At 63.1% G+C, this 23928-nt stretch carries 22 protein-coding genes; 15 read left to right on the forward strand and 7 right to left on the reverse strand.

All coding sequences use genetic code 11. The annotated features are described in order from the left end of the window. The first annotated feature begins 44 nt into the window (after positions 1-44). Positions 45-1754, forward strand: coding sequence for an IlvD/Edd family dehydratase (locus ABIE49_RS33170; RefSeq protein WP_192734778.1), 1710 nt, complete (start codon positions 45-47; stop codon positions 1752-1754). 45 nt (positions 1755-1799) lie between these two features. On the opposite strand, the gene ABIE49_RS33175 is transcribed toward ABIE49_RS33170, so the two are convergent. After that, a complete protein-coding gene (locus tag ABIE49_RS33175; protein WP_192734777.1) occupies positions 1800-2603 on the reverse strand; it encodes an enoyl-CoA hydratase/isomerase family protein in 804 nt (267 codons plus the stop codon). Between the two features lie 269 nt (positions 2604-2872). On the opposite strand from ABIE49_RS33175, the gene ABIE49_RS33180 reads away from it, so the two are divergent. Together ABIE49_RS33180 and ABIE49_RS33185 are read left to right on the forward strand one after the other, a co-directional pair. After that, positions 2873-4123 (forward strand): NAD(P)/FAD-dependent oxidoreductase, encoded by a 1251-nt coding sequence (locus ABIE49_RS33180; RefSeq protein WP_192734776.1) that lies wholly within the window; start codon positions 2873-2875, stop codon positions 4121-4123. Positions 4124-4220: 97 nt separating this feature from the next. Continuing rightward, a complete protein-coding gene (locus ABIE49_RS33185; protein WP_210337176.1) occupies positions 4221-5207 on the forward strand; it encodes a sialic acid TRAP transporter substrate-binding protein SiaP in 987 nt (328 codons plus the stop codon). A 44-nt stretch (positions 5208-5251) separates the two neighbouring features. Here the strand turns inward: ABIE49_RS33185 and ABIE49_RS33190 are convergent, their stop codons facing one another. Both ABIE49_RS33190 and ABIE49_RS33195 read right to left on the reverse strand, forming a co-directional pair. Next, positions 5252-6160, reverse strand: a complete 909-nt coding sequence (locus ABIE49_RS33190) for a ribokinase (protein ID WP_192734775.1) — start codon at positions 6158-6160, stop codon at positions 5252-5254. A gap of 22 nt (positions 6161-6182) precedes the next feature. Further along, entirely contained in the window at positions 6183-7076 is an 894-nt protein-coding gene (locus tag ABIE49_RS33195) for a sugar kinase (protein ID WP_192734774.1), read from the reverse strand. Between the two features lie 240 nt (positions 7077-7316). Here ABIE49_RS33195 and ABIE49_RS33200 point away from each other — a divergent pair, with 240 nt between their 5' ends. Together ABIE49_RS33200 and ABIE49_RS33205 are read left to right on the forward strand one after the other, a co-directional pair. Further along, positions 7317-8171, forward strand: coding sequence for a VOC family protein (locus ABIE49_RS33200; RefSeq protein WP_192734773.1), 855 nt, complete (start codon positions 7317-7319; stop codon positions 8169-8171). A gap of 216 nt (positions 8172-8387) precedes the next feature. Next, positions 8388-9095, forward strand: coding sequence for a TetR family transcriptional regulator (locus tag ABIE49_RS33205; RefSeq protein ID WP_192734772.1), 708 nt, complete (start codon positions 8388-8390; stop codon positions 9093-9095). Positions 9096-10087: 992 nt separating this feature from the next. On the opposite strand, the gene ABIE49_RS33210 is transcribed toward ABIE49_RS33205, so the two are convergent. Further along, positions 10088-11128, reverse strand: a complete 1041-nt coding sequence (locus ABIE49_RS33210) for an IS110 family RNA-guided transposase (RefSeq protein ID WP_354066976.1) — start codon at positions 11126-11128, stop codon at positions 10088-10090. Positions 11129-11504: 376 nt separating this feature from the next. On the opposite strand from ABIE49_RS33210, the gene ABIE49_RS33215 reads away from it, so the two are divergent. From ABIE49_RS33215 to ABIE49_RS33245, 7 genes are all read left to right on the forward strand, one after another. Further along, positions 11505-12314 carry an ABC transporter permease gene (locus tag ABIE49_RS33215; protein ID WP_192737218.1) on the forward strand — a complete coding sequence of 270 codons (810 nt, stop codon included), beginning with the start codon at positions 11505-11507 and terminating at the stop codon, positions 12312-12314. 63 nt (positions 12315-12377) lie between these two features. Next, positions 12378-13373, forward strand: coding sequence for an ABC transporter substrate-binding protein (locus ABIE49_RS33220; protein WP_192737219.1), 996 nt, complete (start codon positions 12378-12380; stop codon positions 13371-13373). 160 nt (positions 13374-13533) lie between these two features. Then, complete coding sequence (locus ABIE49_RS33225) at positions 13534-14382, forward strand: ABC transporter ATP-binding protein (RefSeq protein WP_192737220.1); 849 nt, start codon at positions 13534-13536, stop codon at positions 14380-14382. 13 nt (positions 14383-14395) lie between these two features. Further along, positions 14396-15799 carry a mandelate racemase/muconate lactonizing enzyme family protein gene (locus ABIE49_RS33230; protein WP_192737221.1) on the forward strand — a complete coding sequence of 468 codons (1404 nt, stop codon included), beginning with the start codon at positions 14396-14398 and terminating at the stop codon, positions 15797-15799. Next, positions 15796-16947 carry a Gfo/Idh/MocA family protein gene (locus ABIE49_RS33235; protein ID WP_192737222.1) on the forward strand — a complete coding sequence of 384 codons (1152 nt, stop codon included), beginning with the start codon at positions 15796-15798 and terminating at the stop codon, positions 16945-16947. Before ABIE49_RS33230 ends, ABIE49_RS33235 begins: the two co-directional genes overlap by 4 nt. A gap of 9 nt (positions 16948-16956) precedes the next feature. Then, positions 16957-18150 (forward strand): dihydrodipicolinate synthase family protein, encoded by a 1194-nt coding sequence (locus ABIE49_RS33240; RefSeq protein ID WP_192737223.1) that lies wholly within the window; start codon positions 16957-16959, stop codon positions 18148-18150. Next, the gene (locus ABIE49_RS33245; protein ID WP_192737224.1) at positions 18150-19013 is read left to right on the forward strand and encodes a sugar phosphate isomerase/epimerase family protein; all 864 of its coding nucleotides are present in this window, start codon (positions 18150-18152) and stop codon (positions 19011-19013) included. Before ABIE49_RS33240 ends, ABIE49_RS33245 begins: the two co-directional genes overlap by 1 nt. A 183-nt stretch (positions 19014-19196) precedes the next feature. Here the strand turns inward: ABIE49_RS33245 and ABIE49_RS33250 are convergent, their stop codons facing one another. Beyond that, positions 19197-19685, reverse strand: a complete 489-nt coding sequence (locus ABIE49_RS33250; protein ID WP_192737225.1) for a hypothetical protein — start codon at positions 19683-19685, stop codon at positions 19197-19199. Positions 19686-19899: 214 nt separating this feature from the next. Then, positions 19900-20037 (reverse strand): hypothetical protein, encoded by a 138-nt coding sequence (locus ABIE49_RS33255; protein ID WP_192737226.1) that lies wholly within the window; start codon positions 20035-20037, stop codon positions 19900-19902. 188 nt (positions 20038-20225) lie between these two features. Here ABIE49_RS33255 and ABIE49_RS33260 point away from each other — a divergent pair, with 188 nt between their 5' ends. Then, positions 20226-20417 (forward strand): hypothetical protein, encoded by a 192-nt coding sequence (locus ABIE49_RS33260; protein ID WP_192737227.1) that lies wholly within the window; start codon positions 20226-20228, stop codon positions 20415-20417. Between the two features lie 12 nt (positions 20418-20429). On the opposite strand, the gene ABIE49_RS33265 is transcribed toward ABIE49_RS33260, so the two are convergent. Further along, on the reverse strand, positions 20430-21668 hold the full coding sequence (locus ABIE49_RS33265; RefSeq protein WP_192737228.1) for a cytochrome P450: 1239 nt from the start codon (positions 21666-21668) through the stop codon (positions 20430-20432). Positions 21669-21999: 331 nt separating this feature from the next. Between ABIE49_RS33265 and ABIE49_RS33270 the strand changes: the two genes are divergently transcribed. Both ABIE49_RS33270 and ABIE49_RS33275 read left to right on the forward strand, forming a co-directional pair. Further along, complete coding sequence (locus ABIE49_RS33270) at positions 22000-22701, forward strand: TetR/AcrR family transcriptional regulator (protein ID WP_192737229.1); 702 nt, start codon at positions 22000-22002, stop codon at positions 22699-22701. A 1-nt stretch (position 22702) separates the two neighbouring features. Next, positions 22703-23896: an efflux RND transporter periplasmic adaptor subunit gene (locus ABIE49_RS33275; RefSeq protein ID WP_192737230.1), complete on the forward strand. Its 1194-nt coding sequence runs from the start codon at positions 22703-22705 to the stop codon at positions 23894-23896. Positions 23897-23928: the final 32 nt, after the last annotated feature.

Below are 23928 nucleotides of genomic sequence, written 5' to 3' on the forward strand. Positions count from 1 at the left end.
GCAGACTCCTTTAGTGCGAGCCTGCAGCGATAGGGAAGAACAAGATGGCTGATGACGGACTTCGCAAGGGACTGGCAAGTTATGGCGATGCTGGCTTCTCGCTGTTCCTGCGCAAGGCCTTCATCAAGGCGATGGGCTATTCCGACGACGCGCTCAACCGCCCGATCGTCGGCATCACCAACACCTACAGCGACTACAATCCCTGCCACGGCAATGTGCCGCAGATTATCGAAGCGGTGAAGCGCGGCGTGATGCTGACCGGTGCGATGCCGATGGTGTTTCCGACCATCTCGATCGCCGAAAGCTTTTCGCATCCGACCTCGATGTATCTGCGCAACCTGATGGCGATGGATACCGAGGAGATGATCCGCGCCCAGCCGATGGACGCCATCGTCGTGATCGGCGGTTGCGACAAGACCCTGCCGGCGCAGATCATGGCCGCGGTCAGTGCCGATCTGCCGACCGTCGTCATTCCCGTGGGGCCCATGGTGGTCGGGCATCACAAGGGCGAAGTGCTGGGCGCCTGCACGGATTGCCGGCGGCTGTGGGGAAAATACCGCGCCGGCGAAATCGACGATGTCGAGATCGAAGCCGTCAACTGCCGCCTCGCGCCATCGGTGGGCACCTGCATGGTGATGGGCACGGCGTCCACAATGGCGTGCATCACCGAAGCGCTGGGCCTGTCTTTGCCGATGAGCGCGACGATTCCGGCGCCACACGCCGAACGCTTCCGGTCCGCCGAAGCGAGCGGCAAGGTCGCCGCCGCGTTGGCCAAGGCGAAGGGGCCGCGGCCGAGCGAGTTTTTGACCGCGTCGTCGTTCCGGAACGCGCAAGTGGTGCTGCAGGCGATCGGCGGCTCGACCAACGGCCTCATTCATCTGGCCGCGATCGCCAACCGCACCAAGCATCGTATCGATCTCGAAGGCTTCGACAAGCTCGGCCGCGAGGTGCCTGTTCTGATCGACCTGAAGCCATCGGGTGAGCATTACATGGAGCACTTCCATCATGCCGGCGGCTTGCCGAAGCTGATGGCGCAGCTCGGCGACCTCATCGATCTCGATGCCAAAACCATTACCGGCGCGACCCTGCGCGACGTCGTGGCCAACGCCGAGGAAGTGCCGGGGCAGGACGCGATCCGTCCCCGCAGCAATCCGATCAAGCCGGAAGGCGCGATGGCGGTGTTGCACGGCAACCTTGCGCCGCGCGGCGCCGTAATCAAGCATTCGGCGGCAAGCCCCAAGCTCTTGCAACATACCGGCCGTGCGGTCGTGTTCGAGTCCGTTGAAGACATGACGCTGCGGGTCGACGATCCCGCGCTCGACGTCAATGCCGACGACGTGCTGGTGCTGCGCAATGCCGGGCCGAAAGGCGCGCCGGGCATGCCGGAAGCGGGCTATCTGCCGATTCCAAAGAAGCTCGGCCGCACGGGCGTCAAGGACATGGTCCGGATCTCGGATGCGCGCATGAGCGGGACGGCGTTCGGTACCATCGTGCTGCACATCACGCCGGAATCCGCCGTCGGCGGTCCGCTGGCGCTGGTGAGGAACGGCGACATGATCCGGCTCGACGTCGCCAAAAGAAGCATCGATCTCTTGGTCGACAATGCCGAACTCGAGAAACGCCGCGCCGCGCTGGCGCCGCCAACGACGCCCGACTGGGCCAGGCGCGGGTACGCGCACCTGTTCAACGAAACCATCCTGCAGGCCGACGAAGGCTGCGATTTCGATTTCATGCGCGGCGAGGGGAAGGGCTAAGGAGCCCAACGCGTTCGGCTGGTTGCCTGGCGCTGAGGCGGTCGACTACTTCCCCTTGCTGGTGAACTTCTTCACCGCAACACGGAAATCATCGGTGAGCATGGCGTCGATGATCTTCTCTTCCTCGGCATCGAGCTGCTGCCTGACCGGCGTTACCGCGGCCTGATAAACCAGTGACTTGGTACCGCTGATCGCCGCCGGCGGGTTCTGCGCCAATCGCTCGGCGAATTTTTGCGTCGCCGCCTTCAATTCTGCGGCCGGAACAACCCTGGCGACCAAACCCCAATCGTAGGCCTGCTGCGCCGAAAAACTGTCTTCGGCGAGAAATAGCTGCAGCGCGCGGCGGGTGCCGACGGTGCCGACCATGCCGACGGTGCTGCCGCCATCCGGCGACACGCCGATCTTGGCGTAGGCCGGCGTGAAGCGGGCGTCTTCGGCCGCGATGCAGAGATCGGTCACGAAGGCGAGGCCCATGCCGGCGCCGGCCGCCGAGCCGTGAACGCTCGACAGCGCGATCTTCGGCATCCGCCGGATGGTTTCGATGAAGGCGTGATAGTGCTTCAAGAGTTCGCCGACCACGGGCGCAATGGTGTCGGCGGCCGCGGCAGCACCGATAGTCTGCAGATCGCCGCCGGCGCTGAAGGCGCGGCCTTCGCCCTGGATCACCAGCACTCTTACCGCGTCATTGCCCTCGACCTCGGCGCCAAGCTGTTCCAGCTTTTTCGCGATTGACAGGTCGATCGAGTTGAACGCCGCGGGCCGGTTCAGCGTGATGGTCGCAATCGGACCTTCGATCGTGAGCCGTGCCGGCTCATCGGATGGGGCAGCGGTATGATCTTGTGTCGTCATCGGAAAAACCCTCCGGGCGGAACGGACGCCGCGCATTTAAATAGCAGAAGCCCGGGGGAGACAATCCCGGACCCGGCCGAAGGATGCGGCCTTATCCTCCCTTCCGGGGCAGGGACGCCCTTGCGCGTTGCCAAACCTTTGGGCTTAATGGGGGTGCCCATCGTTCGGGACGCGGACACGAGCGCCGCTCTCACGAGGTGAAAGCCAACATCAGCAGTGAGAGGAGACGACATGGGTAATTCCTGTGCGCCTGCAATTGGGTTGTCCCGATGACGCAAGGATCTGTTGTGCAAGGACCTGTCGTGCAAGGACCTGTTGTCATCGTCGGCGCCGGACATGCCGGCTTTCAGGTTGCGGCCTCGCTGCGTCAGCACGGTTTTGCCGAGCGTATCGCGCTGCTGAACGATGAGGGCCATCTGCCATACCAGCGGCCGCCGCTGTCCAAGGCCTATCTGAAGGGAACCGGCGGGCCTGACAGCCTGATGTTCCGGCCGGAAAAATTCTTTTCCGACCAGAAGATCGACCTGATTTCCGACCGAGCGGTGTCGATCGACCGCAGGGCGCATAAACTGTTGCTCGGCTCCGGTTCCTTCCTCGACTACGGTCATTTGGTGCTGGCGACCGGCGCGCGCAATCGCCTGCTCGATATTCCCAACGCCAATCTGGAGGGCGTGCGCTATCTGCGCACCCTCGACGAAAGCGAGGCCTTGCGGCACCGGATCGGATCCGGTCAGCGCGTCGTCGTGATCGGCGCCGGCTTCATCGGACTGGAATTCGCCGCGACCGCCCGGGGCAAGGGCCTGGAAGTCGACGTGGTCGAACTCGGCACCCGCGTGATGGCGCGCGCGGTGACCGCGGAAATCTCCGAATTCTTCCAGTCGAGCCACACCGCGGCCGGCATTCGCATTCATCTCGGCGTGCAGGTCACGAGCATCGAAAGCACCGGCAGCAATGTTACCGGCGTCAGCCTCAGCGATGGCCGGCATATGCCTGCCGATCTCGTGGTGGTCGGGGTCGGCGTCCTGCCGAACGTCGAACTGGCGGCCGAAGCCGGCCTGCCGGTAGCGGCCGGCATCATCGTCGACGAACATCTGCTGACGGCCGATCCGGATATCTCGGCGGTCGGTGATTGCGCGCTCTATGCCAGCCCGCGCTTCGGCGGATCGCTGCGGCTGGAATCCGTGCAGAACGCCACCGACCATGCGCGCTGTGTCGCGGCGCGGCTCACCGGCGATGCCAAAGTCTATGACGGGCTGCCGTGGTTCTGGAGCGACCAGGGTCCCAACAAGCTTCAGATCGCGGGTTTGACGACGGGCTATGACCAGGTGGTGGTGCGCGGCGATCGCGGGCAGGGGGCGTTCTCCGCCTTCTGCTACAAGTCCGGGCAACTCGTCGGTATCGAATCCGTTAACCGCGCCGGGGATCACATGTTCGGACGGCGCCTGCTGGCCGCCAACGGCTCGATCGGGCCGGAGCAGGCGGCTGATAGCAGCTTCGATCTGAAGAGCGCGCTGACCTAAGCCGGCGCGCCGTCGGTCCACTTGCATCGGCGGACCATTTCGGCAACGCTGCTGCAGGCCCGCCAGAGGCTTCGGTGAGTCAATCGGGGAGGGTAGCATGTCCGCCTGGACACGCTGTCTGATGCTATGCAGTGCCGTCATCCTAGCCATGGTCATGGCCAGCCCGACCTCGGCCCAGACCAAGCTGCGATGGGCGCATGTCTATGAGATCACCGAGCCCTACCACACCGAAGCGCTGTGGGCGGCGGGCGAGATCAGGAAACGAAGCGGCGGCAAATTCGATATCGAGGTGTTTCCGGCTTCCCGGCTCGGCAACGAGAACCAGCTCAATGAGGGGCTTGGGCTCGGCACCGTCGATATCGTCTATGTCGGCATCAGCTTCGTCGCGGCAACCTACAAGCCGCTCGGCATCACCGGCGCGCCGTTCATGCTGCGCGATTTCGATCATTGGAAGGCCTACCGCGCCAGCAAGCTGTTTGCCGACCTTGCGAAGGACTATGAAGACAAGACACGGCACAAGATCCTCGCGCTGACCTATTACGGGCAGCGTCACGTCACCGCCAACAAGCCGATCAGCAAGCCCGACGACATGAAGGGCATGAAGCTGCGCGTGCCGCCGGCGCCGCTCAACCTGATGTTCGCGAAATCCGTCGGCGCCAGCGCCACGCCTGTTGCCTTTTCCGATGTCTATAATGCGCTCAAGCAAGGTTTGGTCGACGGTCAGGAAAATCCGCTGCCCACGATCATGGCCAAGAAATTCTACGAGGTGCAAAGCCACATCGTGCTGACCGGCCATATCACGGAATCGATGGTGACGGTGATCGGCAGCCACGTCTGGAACAAGCTGAAGCCAGACGAGCAGAAGCTGTTTGCGGATACGATGAAGGAGGCGGCCGCGAAGGCGACGGAGGCGATCGAGGCTTCCGAACGGGTTTTGGCGACACAGCTCAAGAAGCTCGGCATGACCGTGGTCGAGCCGGATCGCGAGGCATTCCGGAACGCAGCGGTTCCGCTGCACAACGATGCCTCCGCCGGCGCCGGGTGGACGCGGGCGCAATACGACGAATTGCAGTCGCTGAAGTGACGGCTGCGTTTCGATGCCCCTGACGCGAACGTAACGGAGAGGGCTTAGATGATGCCAGCCACTTCCGCGGCCGTCGGCATCGAGGGTGCTGCGCCCATCCGTTGCACGCAGATCGACGCCGCGGCATTGGCATAGGCGAGGGCGTCGCGGATGGCTTTTCCATCCGCCAACTGCGCCGCGAGCGCGCCGACAAGGCAATCGCCGGCGCCGGTGGTATCCACCGCCTTCACCTTGCGGCCGGGGATGAGCGACGGCTGACCATCGATCATCGCAAGCACGCCGCGGCTGCCCAGCGTCACGCAGACGATCTGGTCGCGGTTTGACGGCAGCAACCGGACAGCTTCGATGAAGCTGTTGTCATCATCGGTATCGCGAAGCTCGGTGCCGGCGAGAAGCCCGAGCTCGGTCTCGTTGAGAACGAGGATATCGACGAGATCGAGCAGTTCGCGTCCGAACCTGGTCGCGGGCGCGGGGTTGAGGATCGTGGTCGCACCGGCAGCGCGGGCACGCTTGAAGAATGCAGCGATCGTGGGTCGCGGGATTTCGAACTGGCTGACCGCAATGTCGCCTTTGGCGAGGACAGGTGCGCCCACATCCTCGGCGCTGACAAGCGCATTGGCGCCGGGCACGACGACAATGGTGTTGTTGGCATTGGCGATGGTGATCAGCGCCGTTCCGGTGTGGGCCTCGGCGGTGTCCGTGAGATGCGCGAGGTCAACGCCTTGTGCGGCGAGAAACGCCCGCAATTGTTGCCCGAAGGCATCCGTACCCAGCCGGCCGATCAGCGTGGTTGGCGCACCGAGCTTGGCGGCCGCCACCGCCTGGTTGGCGCCCTTGCCGCCGGGGAAATACAGCACCGCATTGCCGGCGACGGTCTCGCCGACAAGCGGATGCCGGTCGGCGGTCGCCACCACATCCATGTTGATGCTGCCGGCGACGAAGACGCGCCCCATACTCTAGCTCCGATTCATCCGGTCACGGGCTGGCCGCGAACGCCATCTTGACCACTTCGATATCCGTCAGCGTCGGCAATCCCGCCTCGTTGCCGAGCCGCTGGATCTTGAAGGTCGAAGCGGCGCGCGCAAACTCGAAATGGTCGCGCCAGCTTTTGCCGGGATTGCTCAAATAGGAATAGACGTAGGCGCCATGGAAGACGTCGCCGGCGCCGTTGGTGTCGATCACGCGCTCGCGCGGGATCGGCAGCGCGGGCAGGCTGCGAACCGAACCGGTCTCGTCGTACCACAGCAGGCCCTTTTCGCCGAGCGTGACGCCGCCGACCCGGCAGCCTCGGCTCTTGAGATAATCCAGCATCGTCTCCGGGGTCTTGTCCATCTGTTCGCAGAGCCGCTCGGCGACGATGGCAACGTCGATGAACTCCAGGAGCTCATGAGTGTTGCTGCGCAGGCCGCCGCCGTCGAGCGAGGTCAGGATGCCGGCTTCGCGACATAGTTTGGCGTAATGGATGGCAGCGTCCGGCTGGTGGCCGTCGATATGCAGCGCGCGGCATCCCTTGATATTGAGGATGGGGAAGGGATGGATGTGTTCGTCGTCGCGGCAACGCACGATGGCGCGCTTGCCGTCCTTTGGCATGATGAAGGACAGCGAGGAGGCGTTGACCTTGCGCGGATGGATCGAGATTCCATACTTCGCGCTCATGTCCCAGAACATGCGGCCGAGCCAGTCGTTGGCGACAGTCGCAATCAGGTCCGGCACGATTCCGAGCTTGGCGCAGCAGAACGCCGCCGTGACGGCGTTGCCGCCAAACGACACCGCGTAGGCCGAGGCCACATGCTTTTCATCGCCGGTCGGCATGTGGTCGGTGATGAAGGTGACGTCGATATAGGTCTGTCCGATGAAGAGGGCCTGCATTCGTTTTCCGTCATTGTACTTCAGAGTCTTGGGCTGAAGGGTGGGTCCGGCCCGGCGCGCCACACTAGCACCGCTTGTCGGATGCATTCGCTGAAATTATTCGCAACCGTGCCGTGTTTGCGGCTTGAGAAGGGCATGTCAGGGGATTAGGACCGTCCTTGGCATTCCAGCATGCCCGCCATAACGGCTGACCGCTGCCCGGGGTTCCGGACGGTGCGACGAAAGGGGAGGGCCTTTGCCGTGATTACAGGTCTCGATCATGTGGTCGTTCTCACCGGCGATATTTCGGCGGGCGAAGCCGCCTATCAGTCGCTGTTTGGGCGGACGCCGGCCTGGCGCAACAGCGGCGACGGCGCCGAGCGGGTGTTGTTCACGCTCGATAACGTGACGCTGGAATTGATGGCGCCTGATGGCGACGGCGAGGTGGCCGAGCGCATTCGCACCGTGCTCGCGGCGCAGGGCGAGGGGCTGGCGAGCCTTTGTTTTCGCACCAACGACATCACAAAATTGCATCGCAGGCTCGACCGGCTGACCCTGAAGCCAGAGCCGGTCACCGAGGTTGAAAGCCGCGATGCGGTCACCGAGGCGACCTTGTCGTGGAAGCGCACCCGCGCCGCGTCCGATGCGACGCGTGGCATCCGCATGTTCTTCCTCGAACTGGCAAAGGAGCGCCCGCTGTCGGTGCGAACCGGGCCGGCATCGATCACCGCGATGGATCATGTCGTGGTCTCGACGCCGGATCCCGAGCGGGCCGCCGCGCTCTATGGGGCGCGGCTCGGGCTCGACATGGCGCTCGACCGGTCGCATCCGGACTGGGGCCGGCTGATGTTCTTCCGCTGCGGCGATCTCATCGTCGAGGTCACGCACCGGCCGGGCAAGCCGGCTGCCGGCACGCAGGAGCAGCACGACCGTCTGCGCGGGTTGTGCTGGCGCGTCGCCGATATCGACGCCACCCATGCGCGGCTGACGGCTGCCGGCGTCGATGTTTCCGAGGTCCGCACCGGCCGCAAGCCGGGCACGCGGGTGATGACCGTGCGCAACGGCACCTGCTGCGTGCCGACGCTGCTGGTACAGCCGTCGGCAGCCAAGGAATGATCTTTCCCTCTCCCCTTGTGGGAGAGGGTGGACGCGATGCGAAGCAGCGCGGACGGGTGAGGGGTCTGTCTCCGCGGATGCAGACCCCTCATCCGGCGCGGACTTTGTCCGCGCCACCTTCTCCCACAAGGGGAGAAGGGAAGAGATGCGCATCCATTCGCAATCTGTTCCTAGCGTGCTACACCTGATCCTTATCAGACCACCGGACACTATGAATTGGCCAAGGCGAAGCGAACTTTGAAATGGCAGCGCGACCCCGAGGGCATGCGGATCCGCATTCTCGAGGCCGCAAAGCAGGAATTCGCCGCCCACGGCCTCGCCGGGGCGCGCGTCGATCGGATCGCGGCCAACGCCGGCGCCAACAAGCGCATGCTGTATTACCACGTCGGCAACAAGGAGGACCTCTACCTCGAGGTGCTCGAAGGCGCCTATGAGCAGATCCGCGCCGAGGAGCGCACCCTCGATCTCGAACATCTCGATCCGCCCAAGGCGATCGAACGGCTGATCGATTTCACCTGGAACTACTTCATCCGCAATCCGGAATTCCTGGCGCTGCTCAATACGGAAAACCTTGCCAAAGCGCGCCACCTCAAGCGCTCGACCAAGGTCAAATCGATGCACTCGCCGTTCGTCGAGATGATCCGCACGGTGGTCAATCGCGGCGTCGAAAGCGGCGACTTCCGCGTCGCAGTCGATCCGGTCCAGCTTTACATTTCGATCGCCGGTCTGTGCTTCTTCTATCTGTCGAACAGTGCGACGCTGAGCGTGATCTTCGGCCGCGACCTCCTGAAGAAGGAGGCGCGAGACGAGCGCCTCGCGCACATGGTCGCATTGGTGCTGGCGGCCCTGACGGGGAAATCCACCGCGGATTTCGGCAAGGTCAAGGCGGCGGGGGTGCGGACGGCGGCGCATCAGCCGGTGTGACAAAACTCGCGTCGTCCCGGCGCTTTCCGCTGTCGTCCTCTGCGAAAGCGGGGGACCCAGTACGCCGCGATCTTCTCGGTTCAATCATTGCGGTCTCTGGAATACTGGGTCCCCGCCTTCGCGGGGACGACAATTGTGGGTGTGACACACACCTCGACGATCTCGCGACGCATTGCGCCCGAGCTTTGCCAGAAATTTCCTTGCCCCCGAAAACAGAGGGCGCAGGGAAGACCGGGTGCGCGCTGCACCCGCGGTCCCGTGTGCGGTTTGCACTAAGTAGGCTGCACACGAGCATACAGGGCAGCGGAGAACACCCGGCCTTCCCTGCGCAATGGCTTTACGGCTTATGCCGTGATCTCCCCGGAGACGAGTTCTTGGTTGACTCCGTCACCGCCGGTTCAGCTCACGCCTAGCCGACGGCTTGACGCCTGCAACGGGCGCCAGGACCACACGGTTTTGCCGTACGCCTCTGTCGCGTTACGTCTTCGCGACATCAGCGTCCACCGCAACCCGCCCAACGTCCGTGACGACGGCCGACGCCCTTCTGAGTAGGGCGGGATGGGCAAACATATGCCTCTGATTGTCATTCCGGTAAACAGAAATATTTTTGATCCTCGGGCTTGACACGGCTTCCGTAAATCGGAAGTGATTTGCCCGTCGGGTCGTTTTGTCGCGGCTCGATTGCGCGGGAGGTGAGAGCGGTCCAGGACTTCGCTTCGCTCATCCGGGCTTCTGTAACGGGCCTCGATTAGTCAATCCCTTTTGCGTCATCCGCTCGCCGGGAACTTGCTTCTGTACGGGATCGGCGCAAGGGCCGTCGCCTGATGGGGTTCGTAAGAGGATAGGTCGGCCAATCTACGGAAGCGTGATCACATCGTTCGATGTGTCGACATCCCGGATGTCGGCCTGACCTGATCCATCGTCCCGGCGAAGGGACTTCGCTTCGGGAAGGCTGGTGTCGTGACCCGCCCGAAAACCTGTCGTTTTTGCTCCTAAGCCGTTGCAGCGTTAGCCTTGGTGGCCGGATTGAAGGGCGCACCGTCCTTGAGTATGCGATGCATGATCACGGCGAGCTTGCGGGCCAGCGCGACCTTAGCCTTGTTCATGCCGGCCCGTTTGGCGATCCGCATCGCCCAGCTCTTGAGCTGCGAACATCCCTTGATCGGCTTCGTCAGCATGATGTGAGCGGCCTGGTAGAGCGCCTCGCGCACGGAAGCGTCGCCGATCTTGCTGATCCGGCCCGATCGGTCGGTCTCGCCGGACTGGTGCTTCTTCGGCGTCAACCCAAAATGCGACCCGGCTTGCTTGGAGGATGTGAACCGCGCGGGATCATCGATCGCTGCGGCATAGGTCAGTGAGATGATTGGCCCCACCGCAGGCGTCGACATCAACAACCTGGCCTTGGCATTCATCAGCGACATCCTGCCTGCCCGCTTCTCGAAGGCCTTGAACTCGCTCAGCAGGACGGTCCGCACCTTGAGCAGCGCTTCTGCGATCACTTCCAGGTTGGGATGCCCCTTCACCAACTCGTTGATCCGTCCAGCAAAATCTGTTCCCGTCGTTTTGCCGACCTTCAGCCCAAAGCCGCGCAAGATCCCGCGCAGGCTGTTCTCGACGTCCAGAAGCTTGCTCTGAACCAGCTTGCGCGCCGTCAGCATGGCTCTCACTTCCTGCGCCGCCACCGACTTGCAGTGAACCGGCCGGAACCAGCCCAGCCGCATCAGTTGCGCGATCCCCCGTGCGTCATTGCGGTCCGACTTCACTGGCATCGCCTTGAACGCGTCGTGCACGTGCCGCGTCTCCAACAGCTCAACTGCGAGCCCAGCCTGCTTCATCACCGCGTACAGCCATTGCGACAGCGGCCCAGCTTCCAGCCCGATCCGGCCCAGCCCGATCCCGAGCGAGGTGAACCAACCGATCAGCGCCGCCGGCTCGCTTGCCACCTTGCTCTCGCGGAAAATCTTGCCGTTCCCATCAACAACGCACACGCTTGAGCATTCCAATGACACGTCGATTCCTGCATAATACTCCATGGTCGTCTCTCCTTGATGCTTGGAGCGAGGTCCATCCTCGACTCCGTAAACACCATCCATGTGAGGGACGACCGCCCGCCTTCCAAGCAAGCCGCGCGAAGCGCGCACCCAACAGCGCCGTAGCAAGCGCGGCTTGCTTGGAAGGCAGACCGGGGCCCGTTACCCCATCTACGCATTGTTTCATGCCGTCATGGCCGGGCCTGTCCCGGCCATCCACGTCTTGGTAGCAAAGGAAGTCGTGGATGCCCGGGACAAGCCCGGGCATGACGGCGGAGAGGGCCTCGACGAGCCTCAAAATGTCACAGGGAAGCCACTGGACAGTATTTATCCAACGGGTTAATTTCTCCCCGACAAGAAGCTGATCAGGGAGCGAGACGTGGCCGAACCGAAGGGCCCCAGCGGCGTGACCAAAGCGCTCAACGCGGCGTGGGTGCGGCCGTTTTTGTTCCTGATTTTCATCGTCGTGATCTGGGACCTGACCATCCGCGTGTTCCGGATTCCCGCCTACCAGATCCCGGCGCCCGGCGATGTCGTCGCCGTGCTGTGGACCGACTGGCCGGAACTGCTGCGGCAGGCTTGGCCTACCACCTACGCCACCATCTGCGGCTTCCTGCTCTCGGCCGTGTTCGGCATTCCCGTCGCCATGCTGATCGCGGGATCGAAGACGGTGGAAAGCTACGTCTATCCGCTGCTGGTGTTCTCCCAATCCGTGCCCAAGATCGCGATCGCGCCGCTGTTCGTGGTCTGGTTCGGCTTCGGCATCATCCCGAAAGTGATCTCGGCGTTTCTGCTGGGCTTCTTCCCCGTGGTGGTGTCGGCGGTGCAGGGCTTCAAATCGGTCGATCCTGACATGGTGGATCTGGCGCGCGCGATGCAGGGCAGCCGCTTCCGGGTATTCTGCGCCGTCAACCTGCCGCATGCGATGCCCGCGATTTTCTCCGGCTTGAAAGTGTCGATCACGCTGGCTGTGGTCGGCGCGGTGGTCGGTGAGTTCGTCGGTTCCAATTCGGGGATCGGCTATGTGCTGCAGCGCTCGATCGGCACCTTCGATCTGCCGACGATGTTCGCCGCGCTGGTGATTCTCGCGCTGATGGGCGTGATCCTGTTCTGGATCGTCGACCGGATCGAAAGCCTCGTCATTCCCTGGCATGTCAGCCAGCGCGAGGACATCATCTTTGCTTCGTAAACTGTAACCCAAAAAAAGCGGTCCACCCAAGGGCCGCAAGCCAACACCAACGGGAGGACGACAATGATACGAGCGATGACTGCGGTTTCGGCCGCGCTGATCTGGGCTGCGCTGGCAGTCCCCGCATCCGCCGCCGACAAGGTGGTGCTGATGCTCAACTGGTACGTCTATGGCGAGCACGCGCCGTTCTATTACGGAAAGGCCAAGGGCATCTATGCCGCCGAAGGCATCGATCTCGAAATCCAGGAAGGCCGCGGTTCGGCGGCGACCACGCAGGCCGTTGCGGCCAAGACCGCAAATTTCGGCTATGTCGACGTGCCCACCATGATGCGCGCGGCGGTGAAGGGCGCGCCGATCGTCGCCACCGGCGTGCTGCTGCAGACCAGCCCGATGTCGGCGATGGGTTTCGTCGAAAAGAACATCAAGAAGCCCGAAGACATCAAGGGCAAGACGGTGGCGATCACGCCCGCCGATTCCATGACCCAGATCTGGCCGCTGTTCCTGAAGAAGACCGGCCTGAAGGAAAGCGATTTCCAGACGGTTGCCGGCGACGGCCAGACCAAGCTCAACGCCGTCATCAACGGCCAGGCTGATTTGCTGCTCGGCTACGTCATGGACCAGTCGATGAAGATCAAGGACGCCACCGGCAAGGACGTCAACGCGATCAAGTTCGCCGACTACGGCATCAACATGGTCTGCTCGGGCGTCGTCGCCAACACCGAGTTCGTCAAGGCCAATGCCGACCTCGTCAAGCGCTTCATGTCGGCGACGACCAAGGCGGTCGAAGCCGCCGAGAAGGAGCCCAAGGCCGCGGCGCAATCGATCCTCGACGCCAACCCCAAGGGCGGCAAGATCGAAACGCTGACGCAGGGCTTTGAGCTGACCATTCCGCTCTATCGCACGGCGGAAACCAAGGGCAAGCGGCCGTTCGAGGTCACCGACCAGAACATGACCGACACTGTCAATCTGATGGTCGAGTATGGCGGCCTCGAAGCCAAGGCGAAGGACAATCCGAAGGCGTTTTATACCAACGACTATCTGCCGAAGGGCGGGTCTTGAGCCATTGATGACACATCCATCGTCGTCCCTGCGAACGCAGGGACCCATAGCCACCGGTCTGCGTTGTTGCAGAAGGCCTCTACCTCCGTGCCCGAGCGAAAGGGCACGGCGTATGGGTCCCTGCGTGCGCAGGGACGACGGGTGGAGAGGAATTCTCTGAATGAGCGCAGCAACCAAAGCAACCGACGCCGATCAGCCCGCCGCGCATCTGCGCCTGGTGTCGGGCCGTGCGGCCGGCGGCACGCCGGGGATCACGCTATCAGGCGTATCGAAGACCTATCGCTCGCGCGACGGCGATGTGCCGTCGCTGAAGCCGCTGGATTTTCACATCAACGAGGGCGAGTTCTTTGTCGTGGTCGGCCCGTCCGGCTGCGGCAAGTCCACGCTGCTCAAGATGATCTCGGGCCTGCTGGCGCCCTCGACCGGCGAAATTCTGGTCGAAGGCGAGCAGGTGACAAAACCGCACGGCAATGTCGGCATCGTGTTCCAGAACGCGCTGCTGCTGCCATGGCGCAACATCCTCGGCAATGTGATGCTGCCGATCGACATGAAAAAGCTGCCGCGCGAGGAATATCTCGTGCGCGCCAAGGCGCTGCTCAAGATGGTCGGGCTCGAAGGTTTTGAGAAGAAGCTGCCCTGGCAGCTTTCCGGCGGCATGCAGCAGCGCGCCTCGATCTGCCGGGCGCTGGTGCACGACCCAAAAATCATGCTGATGGACGAGCCGTTCGGCGCGCTCGATGCGATGACACGCGAGAAGATGAATGTCGAGCTGATGCGGATCCAGCGCGAGACCGGCAAGACCGTGCTGCTGATCACGCATTCGATACCCGAAGCGGTGTTTTTGGCCGACCGTGTGCTGGTCATGACCGAACGTCCCGGCGCCATCGCTGCGATCTACGACGTGCCGCTGCCGCGCCCGCGTTCGCTGGATTCGATGGCCGATCCCGCCTTCACCGAACTGGTGCAGCGAATTCGAAAGCACTTCTTCACCCAAAGCGCGCTGGACTAGAGTGGAGAACGCCATGGCTCCTCGCATCGCCGTGCGGGATATTTCATTCTTCGAGCGGCCGATCCCGTTCGCGAAGCCGTTCCGGTTCGGCAGCGTGGTGATCACCTCATCGGTGCAGGTTTTCGTGCGCGCCGAGATCGAGATCGAAGGGAAGGGCGCTTCGATCGGCGCCAGCGCCGAAATGATGGCCTCGAAATGGTTCGACAAGCGCGCGCATCTTTCGCCGCAACAAACCATCGACGGATTGCGCCGCGCGCTCGCGATCGCACGCGGGCTTTATCTGGCGCGATCCGGCTTTGACACCGCGTTCGGACACCACGCCGCTATCATCGCCGCGCAGGTCGAAGCCTGTGCGAAAGAGGATATCCCGCCGCTCGCTGCCGGCTTTGGGCCGGCCGAGATCGACAAGGCGATCCTGGATGGGCTGCTGCGCGGGCTAGGCGCCAATTTCTTTGACGGCATGGCCGCAAATGTGGCCGGGATCGATGCGCGATTGTCGCCCGATCTGGGGGATGACGCCATCGCGGAATTCCTGGCGGGTCGCCGGCGGCTGGAGCGCGTCGCGATCCGGCATACGGTCGGCATGGACGACACGGTCGAAGGCGAGGGCGGCGTCGCCGACGCACATGAAAACGCCGGCGCGCGTTATTTCAAGCTGAAACTGAACGGCGATCCCGCGGCGGATGCGGCGCGCCTGATCCGGATCGGCAAGGAACTTGCGAAGCTGCCGTATGAGTACAAGGTGACGCTGGATGCCAACGAGCAGTATGCCGATCTCGGTGCGCTGGGCGCGCTGGTCGAGCGTCTCGACCGCGACAGCGCGTTGAAACCGATCGCGGGAAAACTTCTGTATATCGAGCAGCCGATGCCGCGCGACATCACGCGGCAGTCGCCGCTCGGCGCACTCGCCGGCCGCGATTTCATCATCGACGAAGCCGACGATTCCTACGATGCTTTCCCGGCCGCCCGCGCGCTGGGCTATCGCGGTATCTCTTCGAAGTCATGCAAGGGCATCTACAAATCGGTCATCAACGCCGCTCGCGCGGCCAAATGGAGCACTGACGGCGGACGGTATTTCATCTCCGGCGAGGACCTGACCTGTCAGGCCGGGCTCGGTGTGCAGCAGGATCTGGCGCTGGGCGCGCTGATCGGCGTCACCCATGCCGAGCGCAACGGCCACCATTACGTCGATGGATTTGCCGAGACGCCCGCTGCCGAGGCCGACGCGTTTCTCGTCGCGCATCCCGATCTCTACATCCGCGACGGCAACATCATCAGGCTGTCGATCCACGACGGCGATCTGTTGACGGGATCGCTGGCAGCCCCGGGCTTCGCGACATCAGCACATCCGGAGTGGTCGGCATTGCCGCCGCTTCAACCACCAAAAGCAAAAACCTTGCAGGAGCAAGCGATATGACGACCAAACGCCTCGGCCTGATCATGAACGGTGTGACCGGCCGCATGGGGCTCAACCAGCATCTGATCCGCTCCATCGTCGCGATCCGCGACCAGGGCGGCGTGGTGCTTGGCAATGGCGACCGCATGATGCCGGACCCGATCCTGATCGGCCGTGATGCAGATAAAGTGGAACGTCTCGCCAAGCGCTTCAACGTCGAGCGCTGGTCGACCGACCTCGACAAGGCGCTGGCCGACAAGAACGACACCATCTTCTTCGATGCCGCGACCACGCAGGCGCGGCCTACGCTGCTGACCAAGGCGATCAATGCCGGCAAGCACGTCTATTGCGAAAAGCCGATCGCGACCAATCTCGATGAGGCCGTTGCGGTGCTGCGGCTCGCTGCGGCAAAAGGCGTCAAGCACGGCACGGTGCAGGACAAGCTGTTCCTGCCGGGCCTGAAGAAGCTCGCCTTCCTGCGCGACTCCGGCTTCTTCGGCCGCATGCTCTCGGTGCGCGGCGAGTTCGGCTATTGGGTGTTCGAAGGCGGCTGGCAGGAGGCGCAGCGGCCGTCCTGGAATTACCGCAGCGAGGACGGCGGCGGCATCATCCTCGACATGGTCTGCCACTGGCGCTACGTGCTCGACAATCTCTTCGGCGAGGTCGAGAGCGTGAGCTGCACCGGCACCACTGACATCCCCGAACGTTTCGACGAGAAGAACAAGCAGTACAAGGCGACCGCCGACGATTCCGCCTACGCCACCTTCCGCCTCAAGGGCGGGGTGATCGCGCATATCAACATGAGCTGGGTGACGCGGGTCTATCGCGATGACCTCGTTACCTTCCAGGTCGACGGTACCCACGGCTCGGCGGTGGCGGGGCTCACCGACTGCGTCATTCAGGCGCGGCAGGCGACGCCGCGGCCGGTGTGGAATCCGGACGAGAAGCGCACGCATGATTTCTACGCCGACTGGCAGACGCTCCCCGAGAACGTCGTCTACGACAACGGCTTCAAGGAACAGTGGGAAATGTTCATTCGCCACGTTTGCGAGGACGCGCCTTACAAGTATACGCTGCTGGAAGGCGCCAAGGGCGTGCAGCTCGCCGAATGCGCACTTCAGAGCTGGCGCGAACGGCGCTGGATCGACGTCGCTCCGATCAAGGTGTGAGGTGAAGCCATGAACAAGCCGGTCATGCCTGTCTCGTCGCTGTCCGTGAGGTTGCCGACCGCAAACCGTTCAATCGAGACCTATCGCCTTGCGGCGTCACGGGTCTTTCCGGCGCGGCTTGAAGGCACGCTGAACCGCGTCGCGTTCTCGGCGGCGCATGTGGTCGCCGATCCCTTTGCCGACAATGATCCGTGGCTGACATCAGCGATCGACTGGGACAGGACCATCGCGTTCCGCGAACATATCTGGGACCTCGGTCTCGGCGTTGCCGAGTCGATGGACACCGCGCAGCGCGGCATGGGGCTGGACTGGCCGACCTCGCTGGAATTGATCCAGCGCTCGGTGAAGGCCGCAAAAGCAAGGGGTAATGCGCTGGTGTTCTCCGGCGCCGGCACCGACCACCTCGCGGTCGAGGATGCCAAGAGCATCGACGACGTGATCCGGGCCTATGAAGAGCAGATCGCGGCGGTCGAGAAGGCCGGCGGGCGGATCATCCTGATGGCCTCGCGCGCGCTGGCCAAGATCGGCCGCAACGCCGACGATTACGCCAAGGTTTACAACCGCGTGCTGTCGCAAGTCCGCGAGCCCGTGATCATCCACTGGCTCGGCGACATGTTCGACCCGGCTTTGGCCGGTTACTGGGGCACGGCCAATCTCGATCAAGCCATGGACACCGCAGTCGGTATCATCAACGCGAATGTTGCAAAAGTTGACGGCGTCAAGGTCTCGCTGCTCGACAAGCAGCGCGAGATCGACATGCGCAGGCGGCTCGACAAGAATGTGAAAATGTATACCGGCGACGATTTCAACTATGCCGAACTGATCGCCGGCGACGACAAGGGCTTTTCGCACGCGCTGCTCGGCATCTTCGATGCGATTGCGCCGGCGGCGTCCTACGCGCTGTCGCGGTTGGCGGCCGGCGACGAGGCCGGCTTCCACGATGTGCTCGGGCCGACCGTGCCGCTGTCGCGGCATATCTTCAAGGCGCCGACGCGGTTCTACAAAACGGGAATCGTGTTCATGGCCTATCTCAACGGCCACCAGGATCATTTCACCATGGTGGGCGGGCAGGAGAGTACGCGCTCGACGCTGCATCTGGCTGAACTGTTCCGGCTGGCCGACCAGGCGGGCCTGCTGGCCAATCCGGAACTGGCTACGCGGCGGATGAAGACCGTACTCGCGACACGCGGCGTTGAGCCCTGATGCGGGATTTTTCGCAAGACCATCGCTGGCTGTCGCTGAACACGGCGACGGTTCGCAAGCAGGGCGACCTCGTCGCGATCATCGAGGCCTGCGCGCGGCATGGCATCCGCGCCATCGACCCGTGGCGCGATCAGGTCGCCTCCGTCGGTCTCGAGCGTGCCGCGCGTGCGGTGCGCGATGCCGGGCTGGAACTGACAGGCTATTGCCGCGGCGGCATGTTCACGTCGGACGCCGCGCATCGCATCGAGGCGCGCGACGACAACCGCCGCGCCGTCGATGAAGCCAAGGCGCTGGGCGCGCCCTGCATCGTGCTGGTCGTCGGCGGACTGCCGCAATATTCGCGGCCGGGCAGTGCGGCCTCAAAGGATATCATTGAAGCCCGCAGCCAGGTTCACGACGGCATCGCCGAGATGATGGAATATGCTGATAGCGCAAACATGCCGCTGGCGATCGAGCCGCTGCATCCCGCCTATGCCGGCGACCGCGCCTGCGTCAACACCACCAAACAGGCGCTCGATATCTGCGACGCGCTCGATCCGAAACGATCAGGCGCGCTCGGCGTCGCGCTCGACGTCTATCACATCTGGTGGGACCCGGAATTGCTGCCGCAGATCGCGCGCGCCGGCAAAGATCGGCTATTGGCGTTTCACGTCTGCGACTGGCTGGTGCCGACCAGGGACATCCTAAACGACCGCGGCATGATGGGTGATGGCGTCATCGACATCAAATCGGTGCGCGCAGCGGTCGAGGCGCAGGGCTTTGCGGGCTATTCCGAGATCGAGATTTTTTCGGAGGAGTGGTGGCGCAAGCCGATGGACGAGGTGCTGCGGACCTGCATCGAGCGGCACCGGTCGGTGGTTTAATGTTCTCGTCGTCCCGGACAAGCGAAGCGCGATCTCAGATGCGCAGTTGCGCATCGGGGGACCCATAACCACCGATGTTGATTGTTGAGAAGAGCTGGAGCACCAGCTTGGACTAACCACAAAAGCCTGTGGTTATGGGTCCCGGCGTTCGCCGGGACGACGATGGAAAGCGTACCAAACCGCTCAAACCAGCCGCTTGCGGATCATGTCCTCGATGGCGGCGAGTTCGCGGTTGGCTTTGTGAAGCTGGGCCTCGGCCGCCTGCGCGCGGAACTCGGCGGCGATCGCATGATCCTCGGCGCTGACGATACGCTTTTCGGCCCGCTGCATGGCTTTCGCCATTTCCTCGATCCGGGCATTGAAATCATTGATCAGGTCGCGGCGCGCGCGCTCGGAAGCGTCGCGCTGTTTTTCGGCCAGCCGCAGCCGCTCGGTGGCGCTCTTGCACAGCGACTGGGCGCGGGCTTCGGTCTCGCGGGCCTGGTTTTCGATGCCCTCGAACATCTCGGTGGCCTGCTGCATCAGGCTCAGCGCGGTGGTGCCGGGTCCTTTCGCGGGTTGCCGGGCAAAACTGACGACTTTCTCTTCTTCGTCGGGCAGCGGGGCGGGCGCGGAGGGGTAGCGGTAGTCCCAGATGTCCTCACGAAGCTGCTGATCTGCGCGGTACGCCATACGGGAGGCCCTTTTTCGAAACGCCGGTGCGAAAAAAGGTACGCAAACATGGTAAACCGCGGGTTAATTAATGGCTCAAGCAGACCGACGGCCGAGGCCGGAATCCTGCCTGATCGAACGGCGCAAACCCCAGCCGACGGCCGGTGCAGGTGAGACGCCGGTGCAGGTGAGGAGGATCGGTCCAACTCCGAAGCCTGTCAGACAGCCTTGCTGACTATTTCTTTTTGCCCGAGCCAAAACCCGACTGCAGGCTTCCGACGCCCTTCTGGCTCGGAGCCGCTGCGATGGTCTTGATCTTTTCCTTCTTGGGTTTCTTCGCCTCGCGATTGTTCTTTTGCTCGCCCTTGGCCATGTCGGTCTCTCCCTGGAGTTGATGCTTCGAAAGCATCGTGATGGGCGAGGGTAGCAACTTGGCGAAGGATAGATACAGGGCGATCGGGTGAAAGCTGATTTAATTTGGGTCCATAGGCCTTGCTATGCCCTATGGTCACGCGGCGATTCCCGGCAAAGCCTGATACCCCAACAGCAAAGCGAGCCCGCATGAGCGACCGACTGGACAATTTGAAGAAGGCGAGGGATCGCATGCTCGAAGACCGCGATGCGCACGCCAAGGTGCTGGCGGCGCCGTTCGACCGCGACAAGGCCGAGCGGGCGCGCGCCAAATTCGTGGAGATGCAGGTGCTGATCGATGCGATCGACCGCGCGATCGCAGGCGAGCCGGCGACGGCGTAAGCACGCTGCCGCCTACGATGCCCGCGTGGTTTCGCCGACCTGACACGGCACGCTCAGAAATCCGCGGAAGCGCACCCGGCCGCCGCGCATCGGCTCGCCGTTCAGCGCATAATCCGGAAACCGCGCCAGGAAGCGCGAGATCGCGATCGCGCCCTCCAGCCGCGCCAGCGCCATGCCGGCGCATTGATGCGCGCCGGTACCGAACGCAAGATGCCGGTTCGGCATGCGGCCGATATCGAGGTTTTCAGGATCGGTGAACTGGGCAGGATCGCGGTTGGCGGCGCCGATGCACAGCGTCACCGGCGTGCCTGACGGCATTGCGATGCCGCCGAGTTCGACCGGCTCGACCGTCATGCGGTTGCCGAGCTGGTTCGAGCTTTCGAAGCGCAGCATCTCCTCGATCGCGGTCTTGATCAGGGCGGGATTTTCGATCAGCCGCGCTTTCTGGTGCGGATAATGCGACAGCGCCACCAGCCCGTTGCCGATCAGATTGGTGGTGGTCTCGTGGCCGGCATTGAGCAGGAAGATGCAATTGTGCAGCAGTTCCTTCGAGGTCAGCCGCTCGCCATTGTCCTCCCCCTGAATGAGCCGCGTCAGCACGTCACGCACGGGGTTGCCGGGTTTTGCGCGCCGCCGCTCGACCAGGATTTCGAGATAGCTCAGAAAATCCTTCACCGCCTTGTTGCCGCGCGCAAACACCTCGGGACCGATCACGGGCTCCAGCGCACCGAGGATGGCGAGCGACCAGTCGCGCAGCGGATCGCGCTCCTCCATCGGCACGTCGAGCAGATTGCCGATCACCTGGATCGGGATGGCGGAGGCGAAATCCTCGATCAGTTCGACGTCGCCCCTGGCGGCGAGGCCATCGAGCAGGCGGTCGACCAGCCTGATCAAATCGGGCTCCATCTCCGCGATCGCGCGCGGTGACAGCGCGCCCATGATCAGCCGCCGCACCCTGGTGTGGGCGGGGGGATCGTTGAAGACGAGGCTGGTGGTGTGGTGCTCGTAGAGCAGGCTGTCGCCGTATTTCGGAAGAAACTCCTTCTTCTTGTCGGACGAGAACACCTTGGTCGCCTTGTAGGCCGCGACCAGATCGTCATAGCGGGTCAGGAAGTAGGAGCCGTTGCGCAGCCGCTTGACCGGCTCGTTCTCGCGCAGGGCCCGATAGGTCGGATAAGGGTTGGCATAGAAGTCGGGCGTCAGTTTCTCCAGATCGAAATTCGCCGACAGCTCCCGTGCATCCCAATTCATGGCGCGTCTTACTCTTTGCGAGACAGAGAAGGTGTGAAGCCCGGCGAGGTCGCGTGTACTAAATTAGTCTCATCTGCAACTAATTTAAACTCCGTCCCGGGGTCCGGGTCAACTCAAATTGAAGCGGTTAGGCGGCTTATGCGCTTTTGTCAGGCGGCCTGCGGTCTACAAGTCCTTTCCAATATGCACCCCGACATGCAAATGCATTCCCGCGCACCCCCGGCGAGAACACCTGACGGGCCCTGGATTGCAGCTGATTTGGGCCGAAATGCCCGGTTTGCGCTGCAATAAAACCTTGACTCGGTCAAGGTGAGTGATTACTCACACGCCCATGTCCAGCCTTCGCATGACGAGTGATTTACGGCGTCAATTGATATTGAGCGCTGCCAAGCGGTGCTTCGCCCGCAACGGCTTTGCCGGCACCACGACCAAGAGCGTGGCGGCGGCTGCTGCCATTTCGGAAGGGCTGCTGTTCAAGCACTTCCCATCCAAGGCGGCGCTCTATGCGGAGATCCTGGCGGAAGAGTGCGAGGCCGATCCGGATCTGGCGCATCTGCTCGGCCTGCCGCCGTCGACCGGCACGCTGGTCGAACTGATCAAGGGCATGGTCGGGCATTTCATGCAGATCTGCGACGGACCCGACGAGGAAGAGGCGCAGCGGCTGCGGCTGATGACGACGAGCCATCTCGACGACGGCGAATTCGCGCGGCTGCTTTATACCAAGATCAGCGATCTGATCGGCAGCGTGTTCACTGAATCGCTCGAAAGCGCCGTGGCGGCCGGCGATGCGTTGAAGATCGGCGATGAACCGCTCAACCTGTTCTGGTTTGCGCATCACACCGTGCTGATGGCCGCGCTGTCGCGGCTTCCCGCGGTGCCTGTTCTTACCTACGGCAACGCCGCCGATCTCGAACGGCAGCTTTGCCAATTCATCCTCCGCGGCATCGGACTCAACGAAGCCGCAATTGCTACGCATTTGGACCACGAGCCGTCGCCGAATTCGGGACAATCGGTAACTGCAGAAAGTGCATGAAATGAATATCGTAACCGAAAGCCACATCAAGGGTCAGCCGATCGGCGACAAGGCGCGCAAGCGTCCGGTCCGGATGGTGCGCTGGTTCATCGTCGTCGGGCTGTTGCTGAGCCTGCTGGTCGGCGGTCTGGTCTGGTTCAACTATTTCCGCGGCAAGATGATCGCGCAGTTCTTCGCGAACAACAAACCGCCGCCGACCAGCGTCAGCGTTGCCGACGCGAAGTCCGAAGTCATCCCGAACCTGTTGACCGCGGTGGGCGATCTCGCCGCCGTGCATCAGGTCAATGTCACCTCGGATTTGAACGGCCGTATTACCGAGATCATGTTCACCGCGGGTGCTACCGTGAAGGAAGGCACCCCGCTGGTGCAGCTGTTCGATGGTCCCGAGCAGGCCGACCTCGCCAGTTTCAAGGCGCAGGCGACCATGGCGCAGCTCTCGCTCGAGCGCGCCAAGCAGCTGGCAAGCCGCCAGTTCGGGCCGCAGGCAACCGTCGACCAGGCGCAATCGGCGTTCGACCAGGCCAATGCCGGCATCGCCAAGACGCAGGCCATCATCTCGCAAAAGCAGGTGCGGGCCCCGTTCGACGGCGAGCTCGGCGTTCGCAGGGTCGAGGTCGGTCAGTACCTGACGGCGGGAACGCAGATCGTTTCGTTGACCGATCTGTCGCGGCTCTATGCCAACTTCACCGTGACGGAAAAGGACTCAGGCGCGCTCAAGGTCGGACAGATCGTTCGTATCGCGGTCGACGCCTATCCGGGCCGCAAGTTCGAGGGCAAGATCACGACCATCGAGCCGCAGATCGCTACCGACACGCGCAACATTCGCGTGCAGGCGACGATCGACAACCCGGAACGCATCCTCAAGCCGGGCATGTTCGCGACCACCACTGTGGTGCTGCCGGACAAGCCGCCGGTCATCACCATTCCGGAGACCGCGGTCGATTACACGCTGTATGGCGACTCCGTCTATCTCCTCACCGAGAAGAAAGCGGATGACGGCAAGACCGGCCTGACGGCGGTGCGCACCTTCGTGCAGACCGGCAACCGCATCGACGGGCGTGCCGAGATCCTGAAAGGGCTGAAGCCCGGCGATCGTGTCGTTGCGGTCGGACAGCTCAAGCTGCAATCGGGTGCCGCGGTGACGATTTCGGCCGATCCGGCGCCTGTGATTCCGGCGAAGCCGCCGCGCTATTGAACGCGACGCGGCCGTAGGGCCGCGTTGCAACA

Origin of the sequence: Bradyrhizobium sp. OAE829 (assembly GCF_040546575.1) — a bacterium.
GTDB lineage: Bacteria > Pseudomonadota > Alphaproteobacteria > Rhizobiales > Xanthobacteraceae > Bradyrhizobium.

Excerpts from the sequence above, each read along its gene's own strand:
- ABIE49_RS33170 (WP_192734778.1), top strand. The coding sequence starts at position 45 with ATGGCTGATGACGGACTTCGCAAGGGACTGGCAAGTTATGGCGATGCT.
- ABIE49_RS33175 (WP_192734777.1), bottom strand. The coding sequence starts at position 2,603 with ATGACGACACAAGATCATACCGCTGCCCCATCCGATGAGCCGGCACGG.
- ABIE49_RS33180 (WP_192734776.1), top strand. The coding sequence starts at position 2,873 with ATGACGCAAGGATCTGTTGTGCAAGGACCTGTCGTGCAAGGACCTGTT.
- ABIE49_RS33185 (WP_210337176.1), top strand. The coding sequence starts at position 4,221 with ATGTCCGCCTGGACACGCTGTCTGATGCTATGCAGTGCCGTCATCCTA.
- ABIE49_RS33190 (WP_192734775.1), bottom strand. The coding sequence starts at position 6,160 with ATGGGGCGCGTCTTCGTCGCCGGCAGCATCAACATGGATGTGGTGGCG.
- ABIE49_RS33195 (WP_192734774.1), bottom strand. The coding sequence starts at position 7,076 with ATGCAGGCCCTCTTCATCGGACAGACCTATATCGACGTCACCTTCATC.
- ABIE49_RS33210 (WP_354066976.1), bottom strand. The coding sequence starts at position 11,128 with ATGGAGTATTATGCAGGAATCGACGTGTCATTGGAATGCTCAAGCGTG.
- ABIE49_RS33220 (WP_192737219.1), top strand. The coding sequence starts at position 12,378 with ATGATACGAGCGATGACTGCGGTTTCGGCCGCGCTGATCTGGGCTGCG.
- ABIE49_RS33225 (WP_192737220.1), top strand. The coding sequence starts at position 13,534 with ATGAGCGCAGCAACCAAAGCAACCGACGCCGATCAGCCCGCCGCGCAT.
- ABIE49_RS33230 (WP_192737221.1), top strand. The coding sequence starts at position 14,396 with ATGGCTCCTCGCATCGCCGTGCGGGATATTTCATTCTTCGAGCGGCCG.
- ABIE49_RS33235 (WP_192737222.1), top strand. The coding sequence starts at position 15,796 with ATGACGACCAAACGCCTCGGCCTGATCATGAACGGTGTGACCGGCCGC.
- ABIE49_RS33240 (WP_192737223.1), top strand. The coding sequence starts at position 16,957 with ATGAACAAGCCGGTCATGCCTGTCTCGTCGCTGTCCGTGAGGTTGCCG.
- ABIE49_RS33245 (WP_192737224.1), top strand. The coding sequence starts at position 18,150 with ATGCGGGATTTTTCGCAAGACCATCGCTGGCTGTCGCTGAACACGGCG.
- ABIE49_RS33250 (WP_192737225.1), bottom strand. The coding sequence starts at position 19,685 with ATGGCGTACCGCGCAGATCAGCAGCTTCGTGAGGACATCTGGGACTAC.
- ABIE49_RS33255 (WP_192737226.1), bottom strand. The coding sequence starts at position 20,037 with ATGGCCAAGGGCGAGCAAAAGAACAATCGCGAGGCGAAGAAACCCAAG.
- ABIE49_RS33260 (WP_192737227.1), top strand. The coding sequence starts at position 20,226 with ATGAGCGACCGACTGGACAATTTGAAGAAGGCGAGGGATCGCATGCTC.
- ABIE49_RS33265 (WP_192737228.1), bottom strand. The coding sequence starts at position 21,668 with ATGAATTGGGATGCACGGGAGCTGTCGGCGAATTTCGATCTGGAGAAA.
- ABIE49_RS33270 (WP_192737229.1), top strand. The coding sequence starts at position 22,000 with ATGTCCAGCCTTCGCATGACGAGTGATTTACGGCGTCAATTGATATTG.
- ABIE49_RS33275 (WP_192737230.1), top strand. The coding sequence starts at position 22,703 with ATGAATATCGTAACCGAAAGCCACATCAAGGGTCAGCCGATCGGCGAC.